This window comes from Microbacterium sp. 22303, from assembly GCF_052045265.1.
GTDB lineage: Bacteria > Actinomycetota > Actinomycetes > Actinomycetales > Microbacteriaceae > Microbacterium.
This window is the reverse complement of record NZ_JBQEOQ010000002.1, coordinates 373,363-386,870: the sequence shown is the minus strand read 5'-3', so window position 1 is coordinate 386,870 and position 13,508 is coordinate 373,363. Positions and strand designations below refer to the sequence as shown.

10 protein-coding genes are annotated in these 13,508 nt (G+C 69.9%); 6 read left to right on the top strand and 4 right to left on the bottom strand.

What is annotated here, in order from left to right:
• Positions 1–46 precede the first annotated feature (46 nt).
• From ACTJI8_RS07530 to ACTJI8_RS07505, 6 genes are all read left to right on the top strand, one after another.
• Positions 47–679, top strand: coding sequence for a SatD family protein (locus ACTJI8_RS07530; protein WP_440732797.1), 633 nt, complete (start codon positions 47–49; stop codon positions 677–679).
• Between the two features lie 239 nt (positions 680–918).
• On the top strand, positions 919–1,587 hold the full coding sequence (locus ACTJI8_RS07525; RefSeq protein ID WP_440732796.1) for a TetR/AcrR family transcriptional regulator: 669 nt from the start codon (positions 919–921) through the stop codon (positions 1,585–1,587).
• Positions 1,584–2,399 carry a hypothetical protein gene (locus ACTJI8_RS07520; RefSeq protein ID WP_440732795.1) on the top strand — a complete coding sequence of 272 codons (816 nt, stop codon included), beginning with the start codon at positions 1,584–1,586 and terminating at the stop codon, positions 2,397–2,399. Before ACTJI8_RS07525 ends, ACTJI8_RS07520 begins: the two co-directional genes overlap by 4 nt.
• A complete protein-coding gene (locus ACTJI8_RS07515; RefSeq protein WP_440732794.1) occupies positions 2,396–4,291 on the top strand; it encodes a YhgE/Pip family protein in 1,896 nt (631 codons plus the stop codon). Before ACTJI8_RS07520 ends, ACTJI8_RS07515 begins: the two co-directional genes overlap by 4 nt.
• A gap of 102 nt (positions 4,292–4,393) precedes the next feature.
• Positions 4,394–7,033 carry a penicillin acylase family protein gene (locus ACTJI8_RS07510; protein ID WP_440732793.1) on the top strand — a complete coding sequence of 880 codons (2,640 nt, stop codon included), beginning with the start codon at positions 4,394–4,396 and terminating at the stop codon, positions 7,031–7,033.
• A 73-nt stretch (positions 7,034–7,106) separates the two neighbouring features.
• Positions 7,107–7,865, top strand: coding sequence for an alpha/beta fold hydrolase (locus tag ACTJI8_RS07505; protein WP_440732792.1), 759 nt, complete (start codon positions 7,107–7,109; stop codon positions 7,863–7,865).
• A gap of 120 nt (positions 7,866–7,985) precedes the next feature.
• Here ACTJI8_RS07505 and ACTJI8_RS07500 read toward each other — a convergent pair whose 3' ends face one another.
• The 4 genes from ACTJI8_RS07500 to ACTJI8_RS07485 all read right to left on the bottom strand — a co-directional run bounded on the left by ACTJI8_RS07500 (position 7,986) and on the right by ACTJI8_RS07485 (position 13,444).
• On the bottom strand, positions 7,986–9,482 hold the full coding sequence (locus ACTJI8_RS07500; RefSeq protein ID WP_440732791.1) for a glutamate-cysteine ligase family protein: 1,497 nt from the start codon (positions 9,480–9,482) through the stop codon (positions 7,986–7,988).
• 70 nt (positions 9,483–9,552) lie between these two features.
• Positions 9,553–11,685, bottom strand: a complete 2,133-nt coding sequence (gene yicI, locus ACTJI8_RS07495) for an alpha-xylosidase (RefSeq protein WP_440732790.1) — start codon at positions 11,683–11,685, stop codon at positions 9,553–9,555.
• Positions 11,685–12,527: a carbohydrate ABC transporter permease gene (locus ACTJI8_RS07490; RefSeq protein WP_440732789.1), complete on the bottom strand. Its 843-nt coding sequence runs from the start codon at positions 12,525–12,527 to the stop codon at positions 11,685–11,687. The genes yicI and ACTJI8_RS07490 overlap by 1 nt, the downstream gene beginning before the upstream one ends.
• Positions 12,524–13,444, bottom strand: coding sequence for a carbohydrate ABC transporter permease (locus ACTJI8_RS07485; RefSeq protein ID WP_440732788.1), 921 nt, complete (start codon positions 13,442–13,444; stop codon positions 12,524–12,526). The genes ACTJI8_RS07490 and ACTJI8_RS07485 overlap by 4 nt, the downstream gene beginning before the upstream one ends.
• Positions 13,445–13,508: the final 64 nt, after the last annotated feature.

Here is a 13,508-nt window from a genome sequence, read left to right as displayed (position 1 = left end):
AAGCAAAGAGCTTATCTTCGTAGAAGATCAGTGATAACCTTTTTTCATGATCGCCGTGATCCTCGACATCGTCGGATCTCGCGGGCTCGATGACCGTTCGGGCGCCCAGCACGCGCTCGATGACGCCATCGCGCGCGTCGAGGCCGACCGGCCTCTCGCGAGCAGCCCGCTCCGGCCGACGGTGGGCGACGAGCAGCAGGGCGTCTACCCCACGCTCGACGCCGCGCTCGCGGGGCTGACCCTGCTGCGGCTCGCCCTGCCCGAGCACATCGACTGCCGCTTCGGCGTGGGCATCGGGCCGGTCGAGGAGATCGCCTCCGCTGCGGGAGACCTCCCGGAGGGGCCGGGGTGGTGGGCCGCGCGCACCGCGATCGAGCACGTGCATGCGCTGCAGAAACGCACCGTGCCAGGAGCCCGCACCTGGGTGGTCGCGCACGAGGCCCAGCCGGACGCCGCGCGCCTCCTCGCCCATCAGGCGAACATCGGGCTGATGACGCGAGACCAGCTCATCAGCGACATGAGCGCGCGCACACGGCGCCTCACCTATGGCCGCTGCCTCGGCGTCTTCCAGCGCGACCTCGCGGCCGCCGAGGGCATCACCCAGCCTGCCGTCTCCCAGGCGCTCGCCTCGTCGGGTGCGGGAGCGATCATCGAGGGACTCCGACTGCTGCTGGCCTGACCCGGCGCCGACGCGCCGAACCCGGATCCAGGCCGCACAGATCCGGATCCCGCATATCCCGTTCCAGGACGCCCTGCGTCGCCGGATACCGCAAATCCCGCTCATCTCCCCGTTCGCAGGTCGCAAAATGCCCTCATTCCCGCGGCATAACGGCAATACGCGACCAGTGAACGACCGGCCACACACGCACCCATCCCTAACTTGCACACGTATGTGCACTTTAGAGTTACACTGATGGGGTGACAGACATCACCGCACCCCGCCGTCAGCGCAGGGACGCCGCCGAGAACCGGGCCGGCATCCTCGCCGCCGCCTCGCAGACCCTGGCCGCGGATCCGCATGCCTCCGTCGACCAGATCGCCCGCGCCGCCGGCCTCAGCCGCCGCGCGCTCTACGGCCACTTCGACGACCGCTCCGCCCTCGTGCATGCGCTGATCTCCTCCGGCGCCGCGCGCTTCAACGCGATCGCGCAGCGGGTCGACGACGCCGACAGCCGCATCGCGCTGGCCCGCCTCACCGCGGACCTGTGGCACGAGGCCGCGCACGTCCAGGTCGCCGCGGCGATCGCGCTCGACGACGCGCACGTCGAGGAGACCGCCGCCGCGCTCGCACCCCTGCGGCGGGTGCTCGCGGCGCTCGTCCGCCGCGGCCAGGAGGACGGCGAGCTGCGCCAGGACATGGCCGCCCCCACGCTCGCGCGTCTCATCGAGGAGAGCGCCCGCACCGTCGTCACCCGCACCGACGCTTCCTCCCCCGCCGCGGGCGGCATCGCCGTGCGCGCGGTGCTCAGCATCGCCGGGCTCGGCTGGCGCGAGATCGACACGCTGCTCGCCGCGCACCCCGAGCTCTCTGCGACCGGTGCGCCGGATACGCTTGCCACGATTCCCGCCGAGGAGGGCCGCGCATGAGGATCGCCGTGCACGACGTCAGCAAGGGCAAGAAGGGCCATGCGCTGCCCACCACGTCGCTCGAGATCGAGACGGGCCACGCCCGGTTCGTGCTCGCCGAGACCGAGCTGCGCCCCACGGTGCTGGGCCTCATCGCGACCGGCCGGATGCGCCCCGACACGGGCGAGGTCACGATCGACGGAACCCGGAACGACCGCGACCTGCGCCGCCGCATGGCGCTCGTCGATGCCCCCGAGGTCAGCGACCCGCACCCCGGCGTGACACTCGCCGCGGTCGTGGGCGAGGAGCTCATGTTCGCGGGCCTGCCCGCCACCCCGCTGCACGCCCGGCGCTGGCTCGAGCAGATCGGCTTCGCCGAGCTCGCCGCGCAGCCGATCGGCACCATCAAGCCCTCCGTGCGCGTGCGCGTCATGGCCGAGCTCGCCGTGCTGCGCGACGACGTGGAGGGGTTCGTGCTGGTCTCCCCCGATCGCCACGGCGGGCGCCCCGAAGGCTGGTGGCGCATCGCCACGGAGTTCGCCGAGCGCGGTTTCGCCGTGCTCGTGATCGTCGGCGGATCCGCGGCCGCCGTCATCGAGCGGCTCCCCGAGGCGCTCGAGACCGACTACCCCTCCAACGCCACGGTGCCCGTGCGCCCACTCGCCGACGTGACCGGATCGACCACGGTGAGGGACGCAGATCCGGATCCGGTCGCACCTGTAGACGTCGAGGAGATCCTCATCGAGCCGGATCCGGTCCCCTCCGAGGTCGTCGAGGAAGACGACACCGACACCGACAACCCCACCGACACCGAGAACGGAGCCGCGCGATGAAGATTCCCGCGATGATCGGCGCCGAACTGCGCCGGCTGACCGCGACCCCCATGGCCGTGATCGCCCTGATCGCCCTCATGGCCGTGCCGATCCTGTACGGCGGGCTGTACCTGTGGGCGAACCAGGATCCGTACGGAAAGTTCAGCGAGGTGCCTGTGGGCCTCGTCGTCGAGGACGCCGGGTCGACCTCGAACGGCACCACCACGAACTACGGCGAGAAGGTCGCGGACAACCTCGTCGAGGGCAAGGCGTTCGACTGGAACCGGATGAGCGCCACTGCCGCGCGCGCGGCCCTCAAGAACGGCGACGTCGACTTCACGGTGACGATCCCCAAGACCTTCTCCGAAGCACTGCTCTCCTCCTCGGGTACGAGCCCGCACCAGGCACGGATCGAGCTCGAGACGAACGACGCCAACAACTACCTCGCGTCGTCGATCGGATCCGGAGCCGTCGAGAAGATCCGCCGGTCTGTCGCCGAGATGGTCGGCCAGGAGGCCGCGGACAAGCTGCTCACCGGGCTGAGCGACGTCCGGGACAAGCTCGGCGAGGCGGCCGACGGCGCTTCGCAGCTGCACGACGGTGCGAACACCGCCGTCTCGGGCAGCGGGCAGCTCGCCGACGGCACGGCCCAGCTCGCCGACGGCGCCGCCCAGCTCGCCGGCGGCACGCAGCAGATCGCCGACGGATCCCAGCAGCTCGCCGACGGCGCGGCGACCCTCGCCAACGGCGCGCAGCAGGTGAGCGACGGCAATCAGCAGATCGCGCAGTACGCGAACGAGGCCGGATCCCTCGTGCAGCAGGCGACCGACACTCTGCCCCAGGTGCGCAGCGACATCGCGACCGCCCTGGCGGACCGCGGACTCTCGCAGCCCGAGATCGACGCGGTGCTGGCGAAGCTGGATCCGCTGGGCGACAGACTGCGCAGCGGCAACGACACCGTGCAGGGCGCGGTCGGCAAGATCGACCAGCTCGCCGACGGCAGCGCCCAGGTCGCTTCCGGCAGCGCCACCCTCGCCGACAAGTCGCAGCAGCTCGCCGACGGCGCGCAGACGGCCGCGACCGGTGCCGCGACGCTGAGCTCGGGCGCGGCAAGTGCGCGCGACGGCGCGAAGGCCCTGCACGACGGCCTCGGCACCCTCGCCACGGGCATCGGCACCCTGCACGACGGCCTCGCCGCCGGTGTCGACGCGATCCCCGCGTCCACACCCGACCTGCGCGAGCAGCAGGCGAAGACGATCGCGAACCCCGTCGACGTGTCCAGCGACAAGGTCGCCGCGGCCAAGGACTACGGCCAGGGCCTCGCACCGTTCTTCGCCGCGCTGGCGGGCTGGATCGGCATCTACGCGCTGTTCCTCATCATCAAGCCGATCTCGCGGCGCGCGGTGACGGCGCTGCACTCGCCGATCCGGATCACGCTCGCCGGCTGGCTCACGCCCGCGGCGTTCGGGGCGCTGCAGATGGTCGGCCTGCTCGGCGTGCTCGCCTGGGCCCTCGGGTTCACGTTCCAGAACGGCTGGGGCGCCCTGGGGATCATGGTGCTCGCCTCGGCCACCTACGCCGCGATCATCCTCGCGCTGAACGTGTGGCTCGGATCCGTGGGGCAGTTCATGGGCCTCGTGCTCATGGTGCTGCAGCTGGTGACCGCAGGCGGCACATTCCCCTGGCAGACGCTGCCGGCGCCGCTCGCCGCACTGCACCATGTGCTGCCGATGGGATACGTCGTCGACGCCATGCGCCAGCTGATGTACGGCGGGCAGGTCGGGAGGGCCTTGACGGATCTGGGAGTGCTGGGGATCTGGATGGTCGGATCCCTGCTGCTCGCGATGATCGGGGTCACCCGCATGACGCACAAGCGCACCCTGCGCGACCTGCAGCCCAGCCTGATCGGCTGAGCCGCGGCGGGCGGGAGCCCCGCGCTAGGATGCGAGGACGTCTCACGAGCTGCGACCCGATCCGCAGCTTCATGGGACTCCGTGTCACGCGAAGGAGCGCCCATGTCGTCTGCCGATCCCACGGTGAAGCCCCGGCCTCGCATCGGGCGGATCATCGGGCGCACCGTCTTCGGGGTGCTCGCAGGTGTCGTGATCCTCGCCACGGCGGCCGCTCTGGTCCTGGTGTGGACCGTGCAGCGCTCGTTCCCGCAGACCTCGGGAGAGCTGGCGCTGAAAGGGCTGCAGGCGCAGGTGACCGTGCAGCGCGACGACCGTGGGATCCCAACCGTCACGGCCGACAACACGCACGATCTGTTCTACGCGCAGGGCTTCGTACACGCGCAGGACCGGTTCTGGGAGATGGACTTCCGCCGGCACGTGACGAGCGGCAGGGTCGCCGAGCTGTTCGGATCCTCCCAGGTCGCCACCGACGAGTTCCTGCGCACCCTCGACTGGCACGGCATCGCCGAGAAGGAGGGGGCGGCGATGGACGCTACCACCCGCGGCTACTACCAGGCGTACGCGGACGGCGTGAACGCCTACCTCGCGGACCACGAGGGCGCCGAGGCATCCTTCGAATATGCCGTGGTCGGCATGACCAATCCGGACTACACCATCGAGAAGTGGACCCCCGCCGATTCCGTCGCCTGGCTGAAGGCGATGGCCTGGGATCTGCGTGGCAACGTCGAGTCCGAGACGACGCGCGCACTGCTCGCCCCCACCGTGGACGCGGCGACCATGAACGAGATCTACCCCGCCTACCCGTTCGACGAGCACCCCGTGATCGTGCCCACCATCACCCCGATGGAGCAGGGCGGCGGATCCGGGGCGGCGAGCGCGCCGGCCGGCACCGGTGCGGGCGCTTCGACGAGCTCAGCGACCGGCGTGACGTGGACCACCGCGCGCAACACCCTCGAGGCTGTCCAGACGCTGCTCGGAGACCCCGGCGAGGGCATCGGATCCAACTCCTGGGTGGTCTCCGGATCCCTCACCGCGACCGGCAAGCCGCTGCTCGCGAACGACCCGCACCTGGGTGCGGCGCTCCCCTCGGTCTGGTACCAGATGCAGCTGCGCTGCCGCACGGTGAGCACCGCCTGCCCGTTCGACGTGGCCGGGTTCTCGTTCTCCGGCCTGCCGAGCATCGTGATCGGGCACAACGCGAACATCGCCTGGGGGTTCACGAACCTCACCACCGACGTGACCGACCTGTACATCGAGAAGATCGACGGCGACAGCTACTGGCGCGACGGCGTGCGCGTGCCGCTGCAGACGCGCACCGAGACCGTCAAGGTCGCGGGCTCCGCCGACATCACGCTCACCGTCCGCTCCACCGCGCACGGCCCGATCGTCTCCGGGCTGACCGACGACTTCACCGCGCTCGCGAAGACCCCGATCGTGGGGCGCACCGACACGGCCTCACCGGGGGGCGAGACGGGCGTCGCCCCCGATGCCGCGACCGACGCGCTTCCCGGCCAGTACGCGGTGAGCCTGCGCTGGACCGCACTGGATCCGGGCACCACGTCGACCGCCATCTTCGCCATGAACACCGCTGCGGACTTCACCGGTTTCCGGCATGCGGCGTCGCTGTTCGACGTGCCGGCGCAGAACCTCATCTACGCCGACCAGAAGGGCAACATCGGCTACCAGACGCCCGGACGCCTGCCGATCCGCGGTGCCGGAAACGGCTACTTCCCGCAGCCGGGCTGGTCGAGCGCGTCCGACTGGACCGGGTACATCCCCTTCGAGAAGCTCCCCGTCTCGTACAACCCGGACGAGGGCTACATCGTCACCGCGAACAACGCGATCGTGCCGGACAGCTACCCGTACTTCCTGTCGCGCGACTGGGACTACGGCTATCGCGCCGCACGGATCGCCGATCTCATCGAACGCACCGCGAAGCAGCATCCGCTCACGACGCAGGACATGCGCGACATCCAGTTCGATCAGCAGAGCTGGATCGGCAAACAGCTCGCGGCGGAGATGCAGGAGATCCCGGCCTCAAAGGATGCCGGTGTGCGCAAGGCCGTGAAGCTGCTCAAGACCTGGGACGCGCAGGCCACCGCCGACTCGCCCGCCGCCGCCTATGCGAACGTGCTCTGGCAGAAGCTGGCGCTCAACCTCTTCGCGAACCGCGAGCATCCGCTGCCGATGGACGGGCAAGGACGACTGTTCACCGTGGTCGGACCGATGCTCGAGAACCCGGATGACCCGCTCTGGACCAACCCGAAGATCGGCGTGTCCGGGCGCGACGAGATGCTGGCCCTGTCGGCGAAGCAGGCCTATGACGAACTCTCGACCGCGCAGGGATCGGATCCGGCCCGGTGGAACTGGGGCGACCTGCACGCGATCACGCTCACCCATCAGACGCTCGGCAAGAGCGGCATCGCACCGATCGAGTGGCTGTTCAACCGCGGTCCGTACCCCGTCGGCGGTGGATCCTCTCTCGTGGATGCCACCGGCTGGACGCTCGGCGGCTCCTACGCGACGACCACGGTGCCGTCGATGCGGATGGTGGTCGACCTCTCCGACTTCGACGCCTCCACGTGGAACCACCTCACCGGCGCGAGCGGCCACGCCTTCAGCCCGCACTACACCGACCAGACCGAGAACTGGTCGAAGGGCGTGCAGTCCCCCTGGGCGTTCACGAAGAAGGCCGTGGATGCGGCCGCCGTGGACACGCTGGTGCTCAAGCCCGCGGGCTGAGCCTCGCCGTCCTGCGGCCGTGGGCGCCCCGCTGCTCGCGGCCGGACTCGGCGCGATGTGATGAAGTGGTGGGGTGAGCACTCCCGATCTGACACCGGCGCTCGGCGGGAGCGTCACCGCCTTCGTGGAGGGCTCATCCACCCTGATCGTCGAGCGGACCGGATCCGGATCGGACGTGTTGCTGCTCGTGCACGGCCTGGGCATGGGGCGCAGCGTCTTCGCCGAACTCGCCCGCCGCCTCGACGGCACCGTCGTCGCCGTCGACCTGCCGGGATTCGGCGCGGCGCCCGAGCCCGAGCTGCCGCTCACGATGCCCCAGCACGCCGACCTGATCGCCGCGCACCTCGCCTCGACCGGCACACCGCCGGTGACCGTGATCGGGCACTCGATGGGCAGCCAGGTGGCGGCGGAGCTGGCGGTGCGCCATCCCGACCGGGTGCGTGCGGTCGTGCTGGCGGCGCCGACCGTCGACGCCGGCGCCCGCCGCGTGGTGAGACAGGGGCTGCGCTTCCTGCACGACACTGCCTCGATCGATCCCCGCGTGGTGATCCGCGGCGTGCGCGAGTACCTGCGCGCCGGCCCGCACATCGTCCGCAAGATCCGTGCCACGGTCGCGCATCGCCCGGAGCAGGTCTATCCGCGGATCTCCGTGCCCACGCTGGTCCTGCGCGGCTCGCGCGATCCGGTCTGCCCGCCGGTGTGGACCCGTTCCGTCGCCGACGCGATCCCGCAGGGCGAACTGGCGGAGATCCCGGGCTGCGGACACGAGACGATGATCCGTGACGCGGGCCCCGCGGCCGACCGGATCCAAGAGTTCCTCGCCGGGATCTGACAGGGCGGGGCCCGTTCACTGGTCGCGAATTGCGGGTTCTGTGCCTGCAGAACCGCAATTCGGGACCAGTGAACGAAGAAGGCACAGCCCCCTCGGCGGTACGAAGGGCGGCCGACGTACTCAGAGCGTCCAGGTGTGCACGGGCTCCCCGGTGTGCATGCGCTCGAGGTAGTCGGCGAGCATGCCGTGCAGCGCCTCGGACCGCGTGGCGCCGGCGCGCTCCCGGGCTGCGACGGCCTCCCGCTGCCAGACCGCGCCGTTGCGACCGGTCAGGCACCTCTGCTCGATGACCCCGAGGTATCGGTCGCGCGCGGCCGCATCAACGCCGAAGCCGTCCAGCCCCTCCGCGGCGAGCGGCAGAAGCCGGCGCAGCACGAGCTCGCGCGGACCGATCCAGCCCACCTCGGGCCAGTACAGCCGCGACTCGATGCCGTCGCGTGCCGCGGAATGCAGGTTCTCCTCCGCGGCGTCGAACGTCATCTGCGTCCACAACGGCCGGTCCGCGAGCGCGAGGCTGCGCACCAGGCCGTAGTAGAACGCGGCGTCGGCGAGCACGTCCACGATCGAGGGCCCCGCCGGCAGCACGCGGTTCTCGAGACGCAGGTGGTAGCGGTCGCCGTGCCCGTCGTAGATCGGCCGGTTCCACCGGTAGACGGTGCCGTTGTGCATGCGCAACTCGGCGAGCGCGGGGGTACCGCCGCGCGCGAGCACCTCGAACGGATCCTCCTCGGTCGTCACCGGAAGCAGGGCCGGGAAGTAGCGCGAGTTCTCCTCGAAGAGATCGAAGATCGAGGTCACCCAGCGCTCACCGAACCACACGCGCGGGCGCACCCGCTGGTTCTTCAGCTCGACCGAGCGGGTGTCGGTCGCCTGCTCGAACAGCGGGATCCGGGTCTCGTGCCACAGCGCCCGCCCCGCGAAGAACGGCGAGTTCGCGGCCAGGGCCACCTGCACGCCGGCGATGGCCTGCGCCGAGTTCCAGTAGGCCGCGAAGTCGGCCGGGTCGACCTGCAGGTGCAGCTGCACCGAGGTGCACGCGGCCTCGGGCAGGATCGTGTCGCACACGATGTCGAGGCTCTCCCGACCGCCCGCGCCGGTGAGGGCGGCGCCGTCGAGGCGCAGCTCGATGTCCTCCCCGCGGGCAGCCAGGATCTGCTGACTGAGCAGGTCGTAGCGCGGATCCTCGGAGAGCCACTCGCTCGTGAAGTGGTGCTCGTCGAGCGTGGGGAGCATCCCGATCATGGCGAGCCCGCACCCCGTGCTGCGCGCCTTCGCATCGGCGGCGTTCAGCGCCTCGCGCAGGGATTCCTCGAGCCGGATCACGTTGCCGCCGGCGAGCGGGCGCGGTTCGACGTTGATCTCGATGTTGAACTGGCCGAGCTCGGTCTGGAACGCGGGGTCGGCGATCGCCTCGAGCGCCCGTGCGTTGGCCATGGCCGGGTCGCAGGCGTCGTCGACCAGGTTCAGCTCGATCTCGAGACCCAGCCGCGGCTCGGACACCTCGAACTGGCCGTCGGCGAGCATGCTGGCCAGGGCGTCGAGGCACCGCGCCGTCTTCTCGCGGAACTGCGTGCGGTCCTGCCGGGTGAACACCCGATCATCGACACGGTCTCCCATGAGCAGAAGCTACTCGCCCCGCGTCCGCGCGTCGAGGTCGGATCCGTCGACCCGGGACCTCAGACGCCGCTCACCCGCGCACCTCCGACCGCACGCCGTCCTCGCCGGAGACCGGGATCACGGCGCCTTCCCGGATCCACAGCGGAACCGTGTCGAAGGCGTGCGTCTCGCGGCGCCAGCCGCCTCCCTGCACCTGCTCGCGCGTGAACCAGTTCGTCCACCGGCCGCGGGGCAGGTAGTACTCGACATCGCCGGCTGCGGTGAACACGGGCGCCACCAGCAGATCGGGGCCCAGCATGTACTGGCGGTCGAGGTGGCCCGCCGCCGGGTCGTCGGGGAACTCGAGCACCATCGGGCGCATGATCGGGCGGCCGCTGCGGTGCGCCTCCTCGCCGGCCGCGACCAGGTAGGGGCGCAGGGAGCGCTTGAGCTTCGTGAAGGCGCGAGCGACGTCGACCGCGCTCTGCCCCGGCTCCTCGCCGCCGGTATCGAACGCCCACGGCACCCGGTAGTTGGTCGAGCCGTGCAGGCGCGAGTGGCTGGAGAGCAGGCCGAACGCGAGCCACCTCTTGAAGACCGCCGGATCCGGATCGCCCTCGAAGCCTCCGATGTCGTGGCTCCAGAATCCGAACCCGCTGAGCGCGAGCGAGAGCCCGCCGCGCAGCGACTCGGCCATCGACACGAACGACGAGGAGTTGTCGCCGCCCCAGTGCACCGGCATGCTCTGGCCACCGGTCGTCGCCGAGCGGGCGAACAGCACCGCCTCGCCCTCGCCGCGCTCTTCGACGAGCACGTCGAACACGGCCCGGTTGTACAGGTGCGTGTAGCGGTGGTGCATCGCCTCGGCATCGCTGCCGTCGTGCCACGCCAGCCCGGTCGGGATCCTCTCGCCGAAGTCGGTCTTGACCGCGTCGACGCCCTGCCGCAGCAGGCGGCGGATGTAGCCCTGGAACCAGGCCGTGGCCTCCGGGTTCGTGAAGTCGACCAGCGCCATCCCGGCCTGCCAGAGATCCCACTGGAACACGGATCCGTCGGGCCGCCGGACCAGATACCCGTGCTCCATGCCTTCGTCGAACAGCCGCGACCGCTGGGCGATGTACGGGTTCACCCAGGTGCTCACGCGCAGCCCCCGTTCGTGCAGACGCGCGAGCATGCCCTCCGGATCGGGGAACACCGCCGGGTCCCACTCGAAGTCGGTCCAGTGGAACTCGCGCATCCAGAAGCAGTCGAAGTGGAACACCTCGAGCGGGATGTCGCGCTGGTCCATGCCGTCGATGAAGCCGTTGACGGTCGCCTCGTCATAGTCGGTCGTGAAGCTCGTGGACAGCCACAGGCCATACGACCAGTCCGGCACCCGGGCCGGCCGTCCGGTGAGGCGGGTGTACCGGTCGAGCACCTCGGCCGGAGTGGGGCCGGCGATCACGAAGAACTCCAGCCTCTCCCCCGCCACCGAGAACTGCACCTGCTCGACTGCCTCGGATCCGACCTCGAACGAGACATGGCCGGCGTCGTTGACGAGCACGCCGTAGCCACGGTTGGAGAGATAGAACGGGATGCTCTTGTACGACTGCTCGCTCGACGTGCCGCCGTCGGAGTTCCACACGTCGACGGTCTGTCCGTTCTTCACGAAGGGGCCGAACCGCTCGCCGAGTCCGTAGATGAGCTCGCCGACGTCGAGGCTGAGCTGCGCATGGATGTAGTTCGCCGCCTCGGCCTTCCCCTCGCGACTGATGCCGTCGGATCCGACGGGCTCGGCCACGACCGCGGCGTGCGAGGCGAGCGCGATCGAACCGATCGAGCGGTGACCGCTGGTGGTGTACACGCCGCCGTCGTGCTCGAAGGAGAGCTCCCACGGCGCACCGCGGCGGATGCGCGCCCACAAGGCGCCGGCGTCGAGCACGCCGCCGTCGTCGTCGACGCGTGCCTCGGCGCGGTGCGCGGGGTCGGCATCGAGCGCGAACGCACGACCGGCACCGGCTGCACCACGATGGTGTTCGATGCGCACCCGGATCACGCCCTCGGCGGGGCTCGCCAGCGACACCGTCAGCATCGGGCGGTTGAGGGTGTCGCCACGCGACGCGATCACCCGGGTCGGCGCCCAGACGGTGAGCTCGCCCTCCTGGGCGGTGAGATCACGCGCCTCCTGCGCGTACAGCGCGTCGACTCCGGGGCGGAGCTGCCAGAACCCGTCGGTGAACTTCATTACTTGACTGCTCCTGCCGTGATGCCGCGCGTCAGCGTGCGCTGGAAGATGAGGAAGAAGACGAGCGTCGGCAGCAGACCGAGCAGCGCCGAGGCGCTCGTCGTGGTGACGTCCATGAGCCGGTCGCCCTGCAGCGCCGTGATCGCCACGGGCACCGTCTGGTTCGCGTTCGACACGAGGAACGTCAGGGGGATGAGGAACTCGTTCCACGTCCAGATGAAGAAGAAGATGAGCAGCACCGACAGCGTCGGCCGGGAGATCGGGAACACCACACGCCACAGGACGTGCCAGCGACCGGCGCCGTCGAGCGCCGCCGCCTCGAGCACCTCCTTGGGGAACGTGCTGAAAACGGAGGAGAGCAGGTACGTGCCGAAGGCCGACTGGATGACCGTGAAGGTGATGATCACCGACCACGGGTTGTCGTACAGCCCGACCTGCTTGAACAGGAAGTACAGCGGATACAGGAGCACCTCCTGCGGCAGCATGTTCGCCAGCAGGATCAGCACGACGATCCACAGCCGTCCCTTGATCCGGCCGATGCCGAGCGCGAAGGCGTTGAGCATCGACAGCCCCACCGCCAGCACGGCGACCGTGCCGGAGATGAAGAAGCTGTTCCAGAGCTTGAGCGGGAAGTCGACCCGGTTCCAGAACGCGCTGATCCCGTCGAAGTAGAGCTCCTTCGGCAGCGACACTGGCCCCGAGTGGTTGTAGTCGCCGGGCGACTTGAACGAGTTGATCAGGATCAGCAGCAGCGGCACCGCGATGAGCAGACCCAGCACGATGGCGACGGCGAGCACCACCCAGTCGGACGGCCGGCGTCGCGCGATTCCCCGGCGGCTCATCGGGCCTCCTCCTTCTCCATGCGGTTCTGCACCAGGATGAACACCACGCTCACGATGGCGATGACGACGGTCAGCGCGGTCGCGATGGTCGCGCCGTAGCCGACCTGCTGCGACTGGAAGAACTCGCTGTACGCGTAGTACGCGGGAACGATGGTCGACGTGCCAGGACCGCCGCGGGTCAGCGCGTAGACGGGCCCGAAGACCTTGAGCGCGGCGATCGTGCAGGTCAGCGTGACGACGAAGATCTCGGGCCGGATGATGCCCACGGTGATGGCGCGGAACCTCTGGAACCAGCCGGCGCCGTCCAGTTCCGCCGCCTCGTACAGCTCCGGGTCCACCCGCTGCAGCGCGGCCATGAAGATCACCACCGGATAGCCCAGCTGCACCCAGACCATGATCACCATGATGCTGACGAGTGCGGTGTCGCCGCTGCCCAGCCAGTTGTGCTGCAGTGCGCCGAGGCCGATCGCTTCCAGCACCTGGTTGAGCGCGCCGTTCTTCGGGCGCAGGATCCAGCCGATCACGATCGCCGCGATCACGGCGGGGAGGATCTGCGGCAGGTAGTACGTGGCGCGCAGGAAGCTCGCGACCCGGCCGCCGAACTTCTTGCCGATCAGGTCGAACAGCATCGCCGCCAGCAGAAGGCCGAGCAGGGTCGGCACCACGACCATCGCGACGATCATCGCGACGGAGTTGCCGAACGAGGTCCAGAACACCTCGTCGCCGAGCAGCTCCTGCCAGTTGCTCAGCCCGATCCACTGCGGAGGCCGGATGCCGCGGTATCTCGTGAACGTGAGATAGACGTTCCAGGCCAGCGGGATCAGGATGATCACGATGAGCAGGATCAGCCCCGGGAGCAGATAGGGCCAGAATGCGCGCGGGCGCGACCCCGGGATGAGGCTGCGTGCGTCGGACATGCCGTCGTCCTTTCGGTAGAGAGGTGAGAGCGCCCGGGGCTGCGGACGACGCCGCAGCCCCCGA